Annotated in this window: 15 protein-coding genes; 13 read left to right on the forward strand and 2 right to left on the reverse strand. The window is 46.9% G+C overall.

Annotated features, from left to right (window positions below):
- Nucleotides 1-165: 165 nt before the first annotated feature.
- From pssA to B5D20_RS13925, 9 genes are all read left to right on the forward strand, one after another.
- Nucleotides 166-675 (forward strand): CDP-diacylglycerol--serine O-phosphatidyltransferase, encoded by a 510-nt coding sequence (gene pssA / locus B5D20_RS10280; RefSeq protein WP_078666148.1) that lies wholly within the window; start codon nucleotides 166-168, stop codon nucleotides 673-675.
- 339 nt (nucleotides 676-1,014) lie between these two features.
- Nucleotides 1,015-1,590, forward strand: a complete 576-nt coding sequence (locus B5D20_RS10285; protein ID WP_078666149.1) for a 4Fe-4S dicluster domain-containing protein — start codon at nucleotides 1,015-1,017, stop codon at nucleotides 1,588-1,590.
- Nucleotides 1,590-2,441, forward strand: coding sequence for a CoB--CoM heterodisulfide reductase iron-sulfur subunit B family protein (locus tag B5D20_RS10290; protein ID WP_078666150.1), 852 nt, complete (start codon nucleotides 1,590-1,592; stop codon nucleotides 2,439-2,441). The genes B5D20_RS10285 and B5D20_RS10290 overlap by 1 nt, the downstream gene beginning before the upstream one ends.
- A gap of 25 nt (nucleotides 2,442-2,466) precedes the next feature.
- Nucleotides 2,467-4,449, forward strand: a complete 1,983-nt coding sequence (locus B5D20_RS10295) for a CoB--CoM heterodisulfide reductase iron-sulfur subunit A family protein (protein ID WP_078666151.1) — start codon at nucleotides 2,467-2,469, stop codon at nucleotides 4,447-4,449.
- Nucleotides 4,440-4,874 carry a hydrogenase iron-sulfur subunit gene (locus B5D20_RS10300; protein WP_159071890.1) on the forward strand — a complete coding sequence of 145 codons (435 nt, stop codon included), beginning with the start codon at nucleotides 4,440-4,442 and terminating at the stop codon, nucleotides 4,872-4,874. The genes B5D20_RS10295 and B5D20_RS10300 overlap by 10 nt, the downstream gene beginning before the upstream one ends.
- Nucleotides 4,871-5,827, forward strand: coding sequence for a 4Fe-4S dicluster domain-containing protein (locus B5D20_RS10305; RefSeq protein WP_078666152.1), 957 nt, complete (start codon nucleotides 4,871-4,873; stop codon nucleotides 5,825-5,827). Before B5D20_RS10300 ends, B5D20_RS10305 begins: the two co-directional genes overlap by 4 nt.
- Nucleotides 5,828-5,843: 16 nt before the next feature.
- Nucleotides 5,844-6,866, forward strand: a complete 1,023-nt coding sequence (locus tag B5D20_RS10310; protein WP_078666153.1) for a 4Fe-4S dicluster domain-containing protein — start codon at nucleotides 5,844-5,846, stop codon at nucleotides 6,864-6,866.
- Between the two features lie 3 nt (nucleotides 6,867-6,869).
- A complete protein-coding gene (locus B5D20_RS10315) occupies nucleotides 6,870-7,715 on the forward strand; it encodes an FAD/NAD(P)-binding protein (protein ID WP_078666154.1) in 846 nt (281 codons plus the stop codon).
- A gap of 44 nt (nucleotides 7,716-7,759) precedes the next feature.
- Nucleotides 7,760-7,903, forward strand: a complete 144-nt coding sequence (locus B5D20_RS13925; RefSeq protein ID WP_159071889.1) for a hypothetical protein — start codon at nucleotides 7,760-7,762, stop codon at nucleotides 7,901-7,903.
- Here the strand turns inward: B5D20_RS13925 and B5D20_RS10320 are convergent.
- On the reverse strand, nucleotides 7,872-8,237 hold the full coding sequence (locus B5D20_RS10320; protein WP_159071888.1) for a TIGR04086 family membrane protein: 366 nt from the start codon (nucleotides 8,235-8,237) through the stop codon (nucleotides 7,872-7,874). The genes B5D20_RS13925 and B5D20_RS10320 overlap by 32 nt on opposite strands.
- An 80-nt stretch (nucleotides 8,238-8,317) precedes the next feature.
- Between B5D20_RS10320 and B5D20_RS10325 the strand changes: the two genes are divergently transcribed.
- Nucleotides 8,318-8,917: a TatD family nuclease-associated radical SAM protein gene (locus B5D20_RS10325; protein ID WP_242946650.1), complete on the forward strand. Its 600-nt coding sequence runs from the start codon at nucleotides 8,318-8,320 to the stop codon at nucleotides 8,915-8,917.
- An 87-nt stretch (nucleotides 8,918-9,004) separates the two neighbouring features.
- Nucleotides 9,005-9,925 carry a tetratricopeptide repeat protein gene (locus B5D20_RS10330; protein WP_078666157.1) on the forward strand — a complete coding sequence of 307 codons (921 nt, stop codon included), beginning with the start codon at nucleotides 9,005-9,007 and terminating at the stop codon, nucleotides 9,923-9,925.
- On the opposite strand, the gene B5D20_RS10335 is transcribed toward B5D20_RS10330, so the two are convergent.
- Nucleotides 9,911-10,546, reverse strand: a complete 636-nt coding sequence (locus tag B5D20_RS10335) for a L,D-transpeptidase family protein (RefSeq protein WP_159071887.1) — start codon at nucleotides 10,544-10,546, stop codon at nucleotides 9,911-9,913. The two genes, B5D20_RS10330 and B5D20_RS10335, sit on opposite strands and share 15 nt — an antisense overlap.
- Before the next feature lie 115 nt (nucleotides 10,547-10,661).
- Here B5D20_RS10335 and B5D20_RS10340 point away from each other — a divergent pair, with 115 nt between their 5' ends.
- Both B5D20_RS10340 and cooS read left to right on the forward strand, forming a co-directional pair.
- The gene (locus tag B5D20_RS10340; RefSeq protein WP_078666159.1) at nucleotides 10,662-11,138 is read left to right on the forward strand and encodes a 4Fe-4S dicluster domain-containing protein; all 477 of its coding nucleotides are present in this window, start codon (nucleotides 10,662-10,664) and stop codon (nucleotides 11,136-11,138) included.
- A 17-nt stretch (nucleotides 11,139-11,155) separates the two neighbouring features.
- Nucleotides 11,156-13,048 (forward strand): anaerobic carbon-monoxide dehydrogenase catalytic subunit, encoded by a 1,893-nt coding sequence (cooS, locus tag B5D20_RS10345; protein WP_078666160.1) that lies wholly within the window; start codon nucleotides 11,156-11,158, stop codon nucleotides 13,046-13,048.
- The last annotated feature ends 8 nt before the right edge of the window (nucleotides 13,049-13,056 follow it).

Raw genomic sequence — 13,056 nt, forward strand, 5'->3', positions numbered from 1 at the left:
AAACCGGTGCAGTACTCCCGTCCGGGTGGAACTCCCGGGCCGAGGTCCCCTGTCGCCCTGCCCCGCGGGGGCAAAGCAAGTATTCGGAAAGGAGGCGAAAGCCTGGTCTGGGGGCCGACTTGATTGAAAATAAAAATAGTCAAGTTTTTTGAACCAGGATAAAGGATGCATAAGACAACCAAGGCCATACCCAGTATTTTTACCCTTGCCAATTTGTTACTGGGAGTTCTATCTCTTATTTATACCCAGAACAAGGAATGGCAGCTGGCAGCGATAATGATCTTAGGTGCTATGGTATTAGATGGCATGGATGGGCGGTTGGCTCGCAGGCTGGAGGCTACCTCGGCTTTCGGCAAAGAATTGGATTCTCTGTGTGACCTGGTAAGTTTTGGGGTAGCGCCGGCTTTACTGGCATACAGCAAAGTTTTATATGTTTGGTCCAGTGTTGGAATGATTATTGCCATTGTTTTTTCTCTGTGTGGAGCGATCCGGCTGGCCCGGTTTAACATTTTAAATATAACGGGATATTTTGTCGGGGTACCAATTACTGCTGCTGGCAGTCTGGTTGCCTTGTTAATCCTGGCTGGACACTATTTGCACCCCTATGTTTATCCGGTAGTGATGGTTGTTTTGTCTTTTTTAATGGTCAGTAACATTAAAGTTCCAAAATATTAGTGTTGTAAAACCCCCTTGGCGCATAGTATAAAGTAGTGATTGTTGCGAAGGGGTGAAAAATATGCGCGTGTTATTCATCCCCTTGCCGGGGTTTCTCCGAAATCTGTTGCTCAAGCTGTTTCAGTAATTGATAACAGCCTCATTGGAGGCTGTTATTTTTTTCTGAATTAGTCAGAAAATTTTTATTTATCGGCAGGAATTGGCGGTAAAACGTTGAATATAAATTTAACATGCATGGTTGTGTTGGCCTATTAGCACCACTCTTCACTTGCCGTGGTAGGGAGGTGACCTGGTTATTACCAGAAATTTCGCACATATCTGATGAAAGGAGAGTGGACGATGGAGGATGTGGTAAATATCACCGATTTAATAGCGGCCAACCGAGATTTTGCCCGGCAGGTTATGGAGGAAAGTGGCGAAAACCTGCGTCAATGTTATCAATGTGGAAAATGTTCGGCTGGCTGTCCGGTAGCGGCCGATATGGACATACGTCCAAACCGTATCATTCGGATGGTGCTATTAGGTATGAAGGATGAGGTATTGTCTTCCCGGACCATCTGGATGTGTGCTACTTGTTCCACCTGTACTACCCGTTGCCCGCGTGATGTGGATTTGGCAAAAATCATGGATACTCTGCGCATCATTGCTCAGCGAGAAGGAGTGCTGGCAGGGAGCAAGGCAGAAGCTATATTCCACAATTTGTTCCTGGATTCCATCAGCCGCTTTGGTCGAGTATATGAGCTGGGCCTGGTTATTGGTCTGAACCTTAAAACCAGGAATTTATTTAAGGATGCTGATCTGGGCTGGCCGATGATCAGCAAAGGCAAGCTGAATTTGTTGCCCCACCGCATCAAAGGTGCGAAAGAGGTGGCCCGGATTATAGCCGAGGCTAAAAGAACGGAGGGACATAGCTAATGGAATTTGCATATTATCCAGGCTGTTCCCTGCATTCAGTAGCTGCTGAATATGAACAGACTACCAGAGTTGTTTTCCAGAAGCTGGGTGCGTCCTTGACCGAAATTCCCGACTGGAACTGTTGTGGGGCCAGCTCAGCCCATAGTGTCAATCATTTAGCCGGTATAGCCGTACCGGCCCGCAATCTAGCTCTGGCAGAAGAACAGGGCAAGGATGTAGTGGCACCTTGTGCAGCCTGTTACCAGCGGTTAGTGACAGCTGATTATGAAATGCGGGAGCAACCGGAAACCAGGGCCAGGGTAGAAAAGCTCATCCAGCGCCCCTGGCAGGGCAAGGTCAAGGTATTATCCATTCTTGATGTTTTTAACCAGATAGGTCTGGAACAGATTCGCAAAGCGGCTGTTAAACCTCTGGTTGGTTTAAAGGTGGCCTGTTATTATGGCTGTTATTTGGTCAAGCCGCCCAAGATCGCCCATGTTGATGATCCGGAAAACCCAATGTTAATGGACAATATTCTGCGCACCCTGGGAGCAGAAACTGTGGACTGGCCTTTCAAAACTGAATGCTGTGGCGGTTCCCTGGTACTTACCAATACCGAAGTGGTTTTACGTCTGGGTAAGGACATTCTGGCGGCGGCTGAGGCAGCAGGGGCGAACTGTCTGGTGACACCATGCCCTCTCTGCCAGCCCAACCTGGACATGAGACAGAGCCAGATCAATAAACATTACAATACCAGTTTTAATTTACCGGTGTTCTATCTAACTGAACTGATGGCACTGGGTGTCAGCAAAAGCCAGATACCTTTACGCAAACATTTTATTGATCCTCAGCCATTGTTAGTTTCTTTCTAAAAATTAATGATCAGGAGCGATGCCTATGAAACGCACTGGAGTGTTTTTATGCCATTGCGGAACTAACATCGCCGCTGTGGTTGATGTCAGTCGAGTAGCTGAAGAAGTCAAAAAAATGCCTACTGTTGCTCATGTGGAAGAAAACAAGTATTGCTGTTCTGAGCCGGGGCAAGAGGCGATTATCAGGGCTATTAAGGAACATAAACTGGACAGAGTGGTAGTGGCGTCCTGTTCCCCGCGGATGCATGAGCAAACCTTCCAGAAGGCACTGGAAAAAGCGGGGTTAAACCCTTATTTGCTGGAAATGGCCAATGTGAGGGAACATTGTTCCTGGGTACATGCACAGGAACCGGAAAAAGCTACTGTTAAGGCGATTGATCTGGTAAGGAAAGCAGTGGCTAAGACCGTTCGTCTGCAGCCCCTGAAGGAAGATTACATAGGTATTACTAAACGGGCCCTGGTTATCGGGGGTGGAATTGCCGGTATCCAGGCAGCAATTGATATTGCTGATGCTGGCTATGAAGTTTATCTGGTAGAACGGGAAGCTACCATTGGCGGGAAGATGGCCATGCTGGATAAGACCTTTCCGACCTTAGACTGCTCTGCCTGAATAAGCACACCCAAGATGGTTGTTGCGGCGCAACATCCTAACATTAAATTATTGACTTATGCTGAAGTAGAAGAAGTAAACGGCTATATTGGCAACTTTGAAGTAAAAATCAGGCAGAAGGCCCGTTATGTTGACATGACAAAGTGTACTGGTTGTGGCCTCTGTGAAACCAAATGTCCTACCAAAGTTAGCAGTGAATATAACCTGGGACTGGGTAAAAGACCGGCAATTTATAAACCTTTCCCGCAGGCGGTCCCCAATAAGCCGGTGATAGATCCTAACAGCTGTCGCAAGCTGAAGGAAAACAAGTGTGGCGTCTGTGCCAAGGTATGTCCTACCGGGGCTATCAAGTATGACGACCAGGACCAGATCCTTACCGAAAAATTTGGTGCCATTGTCATGGCTACTGGTTTTGACCTCTTTGATTGGACTCAGACTTATGGGGAATACGGTTATGGCCAGTATCCGGATGTAATTACCGGTTTGCATTTTGAACGCCTGGCCAATGCATCCGGTCCTACTGGTGGAAAAATCAAGCGCCCCTCTGATGGCAAAGTGCCGGAAAAAGTGGTTTTTATCAAGTGTGTTGGTTCCCGGGATGATACCAAAGGTAAGTCCTATTGTTCCAGAGCCTGCTGTATGTATACAGCCAAACACGCCATGCAGGTATTGGAAAAAATACCTAATTCAGAAGCCTATGTATTTTATATGGATGTAAGGACTCCGGGGAAGGCATATGAAGAGTTTTATCAGCGAGCAGTGCAAGCAGGAGCCCAGTATCTGAGAGGTCGGGTATCGAAAATTTATCCAAAAGGTGACAAGCTGGTAGTTAGAGGGGAGGATACCCTGCTGGGCAAACAGGTAGAAGTAGAAGCAGATATGGTGGTTTTGGCCACAGCGATGGTTCCCTCGGCTGGTTCTGATAAAATTGCACAAATTGTGGGCTTTTCCACTGATAAAGATGGATTCTTTACTGAAGCCCATCCCAAGCTGCGCCCAGTAGAAACCAATACTGCCGGGGTATTTCTGGCTGGTTGCTGCCAGGGGCCCAAAGATGTTCCTGACACCGTTTCTCAGGCCAGTGCAGCTGCGGCCAAGGTTATCACTCTGCTGGCCAAAGACCAGCTGGCAACCAACCCGCGGGTATCAGAAGTCAATCCGGCCCTTTGTTCGGGTTGTATGTTGTGCCAGCCGGTTTGTCCGTATAAAGCCATTGAAGCGCGTACCATCACTGAAAGAGGCCACCATGGCATGGTTGAAAGAGTTATCGCTGCCGTTAATTCCGGACTATGCCAGGGCTGTGGGGCTTGTACTGTTGCTTGTCGTTCTGGTGCACTGAACCTGAAAGGATTCTCCAATGAACAGCTCTTGGCGGAGGTGGATGCAGCATGTCGTTAGAAAATAAGCAGGACTGGGAACCCAAAATTGTAGGTTTTGCCTGTAACTGGTGTAGCTATGCCGGTGCCGATTCAGCCGGTGTCAGCCGTTTTCAGTATCCTGCTACGATTAGAGTAGTTCGGGTACCCTGTTCTGGTCGGGTTAATCCCCAGTTTGTCATTCGAGCCTTTCAGCGCGGGGCTGACGGTGTGCTGGTAGCCGGTTGACATCCCGGTGACTGCCACTATGCTAGTGGCAATTACTTTACCCGTCGGCGCTATTTGATTATGAAAAGATTGTTAGAATACGTGGGACTGGAGCCGGGGCGGTTTAAAGCCCGCTGGATTTCCGGCTCAGAGGGGCAGAAGTGGGCTGATACCATCAAAGAAATGTCTGAACAGATCAGGGCTCTTGGTCCCAACAGGAAGATGAGGGATGACAGATGATCAAACTGGTAGAAGAGCTGCGGGCAGAAGTGGCTCGTCTGCTTGCGGATGGCGAGGTCAAACTGGTTATCGGTTATGAGAATGGCTCTGATCCTACCCGGACCACTCCGCTGTTTGTGAAGTCGGCGGATCAGGTTCAGCGTCTTACCTTTTCTCCCTTCGCCATCAATAATCTGGCTAAATATTTGCTGGATTATCAGCTTGGGGAAGGGAAAATCGGGATTATTGCCAAAGGTTGTGACTCCAGAGCCATAGTGCGCTTGTTGCAGGATAAACAGTTTCCGGCTGAGCGTTTGATGGTAATCGGAGTAAGCTGTCCTGGACAGCTGGATAGCAGAAAAGTTCTGGCTCAGATCGATCCCCTGGCTAAATTGGAGCGGGTTGAACTAAAAGGGGAAGAAGTAGTACTTGTGACCGATCGCGGCCAGTTCAGCCTTAAAAAAACTGACTACTTAATGGATAAGTGTAAGGAATGTGAAACTCCCAGGCCAGTACTTAGCCATAAATTTATCGGGCCCGAGCCTCCAGCAGGTAAAACTCCTGCCTATGAGGAAATTGCCCGATATGAGGCCATGAGTCCGGCGGAAAAGGCTGCTTTCTGGGATAAGCAATTTGAAAAATGCATCCGTTGCTATGCCTGCCGTAATGTTTGTCCGGCTTGCAACTGTCGTCAGTGTTGTTTTGATCAGGCTGAACCCAACTGGCTGGGGAAAGGGGTAAATGCATCGGAAAATCACATGTTCCAGCTGACCAGGGCAATGCATGTGGCAGGTCGTTGTGTGGACTGCGGTGAATGCGACCGGGTATGTCCTATGGATATCCCATTGCGCTTACTTAACCGTAAAGTCTTAAAAGATATTAAAGAATTGTTTAGTGTGCCCACGCCCGGGATTGATGATACTGCACCGGTTTTAGGGGCCTATCGGGCCGCTGATCCGGATGAATTCCACTAATATGAGGTGGTTGTTGATGGAAAACAGGTTTCTATCGGAAGCTAAACTGGACCAATTTCTGGCTGGGCTGGGGCAAAAGTATCAGGTAATTGCACCTGTGGAGGAAGAGGGGATAGTATTATTTAAGCCCTGGCAAAATGAACAGAAGATCACTTTGCGGGGCAGCAATTCCGTAGTTCCTCCCAAGGATTTCTTCTTTCCCCAGACCGAGACCATGTTTAAATTTAATGCCGCTGGTGATTGGGAAATTGAGCAGGCACCGGGTATTGGGCCCAGAGTAATTGTCGGCATGCGTCCCTGTGATATTATGAGCTTGAAATTGCTGGATCCGGTTTTCATCGGCGAAAAATTCAATGATGTCTATTATCGTGATAAAAGGGATAATACAGTTATTATCGGTGTCAGCTGTGAAGAGGTTAATCACAATTGCTTTTGCGCTGCCTATGGCAACTCCCCTGTTAACGGGGAAGGGGCAGATTTGCATCTGACCTGGCTGGGTGATGGTTACCTGGTCGAAGTTCTAACTGAACGGGGGCGCGAACTGGTGGACAGTCAGTCTTCCCTTTTTACAGCTGCCGGTACAGATGCCCAGTCTAAAAAGGCCGAAAAAGCTGAAAAGCTTCTGGCCAAGCAACGGCCTGTAGATGTTGCCGGTGTCAAGGAAAAGCTGGATGAGATGTTTGAGCATCCCTACTGGGAAGAGATTGCCCCTAAGTGTCTGGGCTGCGGTGCCTGTACTTATGTTTGCCCTACCTGTCATTGTTTTGATATCGTTGACCATGTTTCCCATGGTTATGAAGGGGAAAGGTTCCGCTGCTGGGATTCCTGTATGTTTGCTGATTTTACCTGCATGGCTGGGGGGCACAACCCTCGACCCACGAAAAAGGAACGGGTCAGAAACCGTTTCCTGCATAAATTGAAATACCATAATGATCGTTATAATCTGCCGGGTTGCGTGGGCTGTGGCCGATGCCTGAGTAAGTGTCCGGTTAACATGGACATTACTCGTATTATCTCCGATGTAAAGGGTGTGAAATAAAGAATGTGCAAGAGCGCAAATCCTTTGCAACCCCATATAGCCACCATAACTAAAATTATTGATGAAACACCGGATGTTAAAACCTTTCAGGTGGTTTTTGATGATCCCCAGGTTTTAGATAATTTTGGTAACTTGCCAGGTCAGGTAGCCCAGCTGTCAGTGATCGGAACCGGGGAAGCCACGATTTCCATTACCAGCTCCCCTACCAGAAAGGGATTTCTGGAATTTTCTATCAAAAAGGTGGGTCGCTTAACTTCTGTTATTCATCAGTTAGAAGAAGGATCAAAAATCGGGGTAAGGGGTCCCTATGGAAACCATTTCCCCTATGAAATGATGAAAGGGAAGGACCTGCTTTTTATCGGTGGTGGTATCGGGCTGGCGCCTTTGCGATCCCTGATTGATTTCGTACTGGCAGATGAAAACAGAAAAGACTATGGTAAAGTGGAAATTATTTATGGGGCACGGTCAAAAGCCGACCTCTGTTTTAAGTATGATCTCTTCGATCGCTGGCCTAAAGCCAAGGATTGTCAGGTCTATGTAACTATCGACCGGCCGGAAGAAGGCTGGGACGGCAAGGTGGCTTTTGTGCCGGCTTATCTGGAAGAACTTAATCCCAGTCCCCAGAACAAAATCGCAATTACTTGCGGACCTCCGATCATGATCAAATTCGTGTTACAGGCCCTGGAAAAAATGGGCTATACAGAGGACCAGATAGTAACAACCCTGGAATTAAAAATGAAATGCGGAATCGGAAAATGCGGGCGTTGTAACATCGGTCATAAATTTGTTTGTGTTGACGGACCTGTATTTACCCTGGCTCAGCTCAAACAAATGCCCAATGAGTTTTAAAAAATACCCCCTCCTCCATACAATGGAGTGAGGGGGTGCTTATTATGGCATTAGCATTTGTCAGGCAAAACAGAGCTAGCATGGGGAAAAGAAAACAAAAGAAAAAAAGCCGGGTGCTTTTCGGTCTGGTTTACTTGATTTCAGGATTAGTGCTGATCAGCGTGCACCTGTTAATGCGCCTGCAATAGAACCGACTAAAATGGCAGCTATGTTGCCTACCCAGGCAGAGATGGTCATTGCGGACCCGTAAAAAACTATACCGATGGCCAGTAAAAACAGGATGAAAAATACACTTAGCAACAAGGTATGATATAATATACGGTGTTCCACCCTATTACCGAGATACCAGCTACCAGAAAAGGCAGAACCGGCTAGAAAAAGAACTACGAAATAGTCAATATACGTTTCTGGAAGGGATGTAAACTTAAGGGCAAGAGCCAGCACGACTGTAAATATCAACAAGGAAAGAATAGAGATTATTGAGGCAACAGTGATTGCACGCCAGTTTAAAGTTTCATCCATCCTTTTCACCTCCCTGCTAAAAAATTTATGCATGGAACAGGAATATATAACTGCTTGGCAATAATGAAGGAGGTATGCCGGTGATTACCAATTATCAGCTGGGTAACAGCCTTTATTTAAATATTACCAATGCCTGTACCAATCGCTGTGATTTTTGCATTCGCAATACTACTCAGGGACCTGGGGAGAAAAGCTTATGGCTGGAAAGAGAACCTTTGGCCAGGGAAATCATTGCTGACTTGCCGGCTGATTTAAAGCAATTCGATGAGGTGGTATTTTGCGGCTATGGTGAGCCTTTAGTGCGTCTGGAGGTAGTCAAGGAAGTAGCAGCTTATCTAAGGCAACAGCAGGTGAAGTCCATCCGCATTAACACCAATGGACAGGCCAATCTTATTCACCGGCGCAATATTGTACCGGATTTGGTAGGGTTGGTAGATGTGGTTTCTATCAGCCTCAATGCGGAAAATGCGGAAAAGTATCAGGCTAAATGCCATTCTGTGTATGGTAAAGAGGCATATTCCGCTTTACTGGAGTTTGCAGCAGAATGCCGCAAACATCTTCCCAGAGTAATCTTGACGGTAGTGGATGATGGAACAGTAGATATCGGGGCCTGTCATAAAATTGCGGAAACCCTGGGTGTGGAATTGCGAATCAGACATTATTATCCCGAGTTTGCTTGAAAAAATCGCCCTGTCGGCTGGCAGGGCGATTTTGCATATTTACCTGTGAACAAGCATAGATTTTTTGGTAGGGAAAGGAGGGACAATATGTTGACCCTGGAAGAGGAAAGGGAGAACTACCTGGTTGTTTTGAGCAAAAACCCCAAGGATGTCTGGACCCTCTTGCGCCTGGGTTATGTTAGCACCAGGCTGAAAATTTATGAAGAAGCCAAGCATGCTTATGAAACTGCGTTAAAACTGGATGACAACCTTTATTTTGCCTATTATGGTCTGGGTTATATTGCCTGGCAACAACAGCAACTGGATCTCGCTAAAAACTACTGGCAAAAGGCGATCAAAATAAACCCTTATTATTTGCAGGCATTGTTTCGCCTGGGAGTAGTGGAAGCCGATTCCGGTAATTGGACGGAAGCGGTAAATTATTTTCAGAAGGTGCTGGCTATAGAAGGAGCACATATAAAGGCTTTGCTCTGGCTGGGAAAATGTTTAAATCTCCTGGGTAGATATGAGGAAGCTATTGCTCCTTTGACTCGGGTTACTGCTTTAAAACCGGAGATCGAATTTGGCTGGTATCAGCTGGCATTAGCTTATGCGGGTATAGGGGAAATCAGGGAAGCTGTCGCCAAAGTTAAAGAGGCAATCAGGCTTAATCCGCGTTTACCTCATTTATATGACAAACTGGCAAAATGGTTATGGCAATTAGGGTATGGACAGCAAGCGGAAACTGCCCATCGCCAGGCAGTAGAGCTTGCCCCTAATCTGGGCATATACTGGCGCAACTGGGGTTTGGCCCTATGGCGTACAGGACGCTGGCAGGAAGCGGAAGAGCCGTTACGAAAAGCAGTAGAGCTGGAAAAAGATAATGGTATAAACTGGTATTATCTAGGTCGGGTTTTGTATAAGGGTAAAAAAAATGCGGAAGCAAAAACAGCATTTGCAAAAGCTCTGGAATTGATGCCTTTCCATCAGGCCAGCAAAAGATATTTAAATCTCTTATCTAAAACCTAAGGCCTGATAATCTGTGGCATGGATTTGACCGGTAATTTCAACTTTTCTTGTTTTTTGCCAGTTTTTCACTGCAAGCTCGGTACTGTAACCAAAAATACCGTCAGCATTTCCTTGATAAAATCCCAGAGCAGAAAGGCGTTCCTGAACTAGGACTACATCAGCACCTTTTAAGTCCCGAAAAAGAGGTCGCCAGCTCCAGGAAGCAAAAGGATTGCCGATAATGACCACTGGTGTACCTGTTTTTACCAGTGGATATAAACGCTCAATATCCTGGTTTTTCATTCTGATACAACCGGCTGAAGCCCGCTGACCAATGGACCAGGGCTTGTTGGTGCCATGAATGCCATATTTACCCCAGGGAACATCTAATCCCAGGAACCTGCTGCCAAAACCGTTACCCCAGTTGGCAGATTTATGTATTACTTTCCAGTTGCCGATCGGGGTAGGCGAATTTTTTTTGCCTATGGCTACCGGAAATTGAACAAGGGGCTGGTTACCTTGCAGAGCTGTAATAGTACGATTATTAAGATCGATTAATAACCAGGTATTTTGGTTGGAGGCAATAGCTGGGGAAAAAGGAAAGAAAAGAAAAATTAACACATATAATATTGCTTTGCGCATTCCCATCACCCCTAATATTTTAACGCCAAAAAATTTTTTTATTCGGCAGGGATTTTACATAAAATATAGTAATTACCAATTAGGCGAGAGAAAGAGAAAAGGAGGTGAAGGAGAAATGAAAAAAGTTATGGTTAGAGCTGAGAAATGCCTGTCCTGCCATAGCTGCGAACTGGCCTGTGCTGTTGCCCATAGCCAGCAGAAAAATTTATTTCTTACTATATTGAATGGGGAAAAACCGGTTAACAGGGTACAGGTGGAAAAAACCAGCCAGGGTGCCATGCCTTTACAGTGCCGTCATTGTGATGATGCGCCCTGTTTACTGGCCTGTATGACCGGTGCTATCTACCGCGCTGGGGATGGGAGTGTACAACTAAAACGGGAACGCTGTGTCAGTTGCTGGATGTGCATTATGAGCTGTCCCTACGGAGTCATGTTGACAGAGGCTGAGGGGAAGGCAGTTAAGTGCGACCTCTGTCATGATACAGGCAAGCCAGCCTGTGTTCAGGCATGTCCTACTCAGGCTCTTGTTTATGAGGAAGGGGAAGAGTTTGCTGCTGCAATAAGAAAAAATTATGCCAAAAATTTAATCTAGAGAGGGAGGCTACAGATATGGAGAAATTTACAATAGATACCGGGGCGGAGCAAGTATTACAAAACTGGCAGGGTCCTGTAGAACATGTCTGGCAGAGGTACCAGGAACAGGAACCCCAGTGTGGCTTCGGCAGTCTAGGCTTGTGCTGCCGTCACTGCGGCCAGGGCCCTTGCCGGATTAATCCTTTTGGGAAACCAGACAAAGGAATCTGTGGAGCAGATGGCAATATTATGGTTGCCAGGAACTTGCTCAGACAGGTTACTGCCGGGGCAGCAGCTCATGTGGATCATGCCTATGAAACCCTGGAAGTTTTAGAAAAGGCCTTATCTGAAGAAGGACCATACAAGATCACTGATGCTGAAAAGCTAAAAGGGCTGGCTCACAAACTGGGGATTGCTGTTGAAGGCAAAGATATAAAAGATATTGGCAAAGAATTAGTAGCCAAAGCCAGAGAAGATTTTCAACGTTTTGGCAGTGGAGAATTGAACTGGCTGGTTGCCCATGCTCCCAAAGAAAGGGTAGCTAAATGGCGGGAACTGGGGGTAATACCCAGAAATGCTGACCGGGAAATTCGCGAAGCCTTACATCAGACCACCATGGGTATGGACGCTTCCTGGCCAAATCTTTTGCTGGCTACTGTCAAGCTGGGTCTGGTGGATGGTTATGCAGGTTTAAAACTGGGTACTGATTTGCAGGATATACTATTTGGTACACCCCAGCCTGTCTTCAGTGAAGCTAACCTTGGTGTCCTGACTGAAGAAAACGTAAATATTGTTATGCATGGACATATACCTTTACTTTCCGAGAAAATAGTAGAATGGGCCAGAAAGCTGACACCGGAAGCACAGAAAGCAGGGGCCAAAAGTATTCAAGTCAGCGGTATTTGCTGTACAGCCAATGAAATTTTGATGCGACATGGCATTCCCCTGGCAACTAATTTTCTGGCCCAGGAACTGGCAATAGCCACCGGACTCACTGATGCCATGATTGTGGATGTGCAATGTATTATGCCATCTCTGGCTTCCCTGGCCAGATGCTACCATACAGTCCTCATTACTACCAACCCCATCGTCAAAATGGATGGCGCAACCCACCTGGAATGGTCCTATCAGCAAGCTGATGAAATGGCCAGAAAAGCAGTAGAATTGGCTATTGCAGCTTATAGCAAGCGAGATCCTGCCAAAATCAATGCCACCCGAGAAAAGACTACCCTCATGGTTGGTTTCAGTGTAGAAACTATTATTTCAATCCTCAGCAAAATAGATGCTCAAGAACCCTTAAAGCCCCTGGTTCAGGAGATTAGCAATGGCGATATCCAGGGGGTAGTGGCAACTGTTGGTTGCAATAATGTCAAGATTACCCATGATTACCTGCACGTAAATTTAGTCAAAGAATTAATCAGCAAAGATGTACTGGTTGTGACAACGGGCTGTTCAGCTAATGCCCTGGCCAAAGCTGGTTTGCTCAATAGTGAAGCTACGGAAAAGTGGGCTGGGCCGGGCTTGAAGAAGATCCTGTCTCTCCTGGGTCAGGTAGCCGGTCTGGATAAACCCTTGCCGCCAGTCTGGCACATGGGCTCCTGTGTAGATAATTCCCGGATTGGTGATGTGCTGACAGCTCTGGCAGAATACCTGGGCGTGACTGTTCAGCAATTGCCTGTTGCCGCTTCGGCGCCGGAACATCAGCATGAAAAGGCCCTGGCTATCGGTACCTGGGCTGTAGCCATGGGATGTCTGGTTCACTTAGGAGTAATGCCTCCGATATTAGGGGGGCAGGAAGTCACTGCTTTCCTAACCAGTGGCGCAGAAGAGGTTCTCGGAGGCAAGTTTTTCGTAGAATCCGACCCTGTAAAAGCTGCAACGGTTATTTATGAACATATTCAGGCCAAACGCAAGGGACTGGGCTTATAGGAGGCAGT

The organism is Carboxydocella sporoproducens DSM 16521 (genome assembly GCF_900167165.1).
Taxonomy (GTDB): domain Bacteria; phylum Bacillota.